Annotated in this window: 1 protein-coding gene; it reads left to right on the forward strand. The window is 44.9% G+C overall.

All coding sequences use genetic code 11. The features are described from left to right. Window positions 1–27: 27 nt before the first annotated feature. The coding region (locus tag ACERC6_RS10250) for a hypothetical protein (protein WP_373628957.1) at window positions 28–990 on the forward strand (963 nt) is incomplete at its 3' end.

The raw sequence follows: 990 nt of genomic DNA on the forward strand, positions 1-990 counted from the left end.
ATTACCGGCGGTGCTGATGGGAGTCAGTTGACTGATAACAATATTGGGGTGGTTGTTAATGGTTCCACTCTACAAGTAAAACTGGCTAAGAATCTTCAAAACCTAGAGTCAGTAAAGACAGACACGCTTACAACCACCGGTCGTATTACAGCCGGTGGTGGTTTGACAGTGACTACTGGGGGCGTGACTGTTAATAATGGTGGTTTGACAGTGACTGGTGGTGATACACAAGTTGCTAAGCTAACAGCGACCGGTAATACAGAGCTTAAAGGAACACTGACTGTTGATAGGAAAGCTACCTTTAAAGAAGCTGTGACGGCAAATAATGGTTTGACGGTAACTGCCGGTGAAACCAAGCTTAAAGATACCACTGTTGAGGGTATGTTGAATGTGACCGGTTATTTAGGTGTGCTGGGTAATTCGTATGTTTCAGGTGATAGCACTACGCTTGGTAATAGCACCACGATTGGCAATACGTTGACAGTCGGCAATAACACCACCTTAGGGAATAGTGTTACGAAAGGGGATGCCTTAGTAGGGGGTGAGCTTTCTGTCGTCGGCCCGACTAAGTTGGCAGGTGGATTAACCACGATAGGGGATAATCTTACCATTGGTAGTACAACCACCGTTGGCGATAACACGACGCTGGGTAATACCCTGACAGTGGGTGATAACGTTACAATAGGTAACAGTCTTGTCTCTGGCAATTCGTATGTTTCAGGTAATAGTACTGTCTTGGGTGATGCATTGACGTTGGGTAATTCAACGGTGATGAAAGTTTTCGAGGTTAGAGGGGATACAAAGCTTAAAAATACGACCGTCACTGGCTTAACGGCGGATACGTTGGCTGTTGAGAATAAAGCGATTCTTAAAGATGGTGTAACCTTAGGTGAAGCTACTGGTCCGAAGATTGTACATAACGGCGATAGTATCAAAGTTCAGAAGAGTAATGGCTCTCCTACGAAGATTACCAATATTGCTGCTGGTACA

Origin of the sequence: Moraxella sp. E33BD (genome assembly GCF_041807865.1) — a bacterium.
Lineage (GTDB): Bacteria > Pseudomonadota > Gammaproteobacteria > Pseudomonadales > Moraxellaceae > Moraxella > Moraxella haemolytica.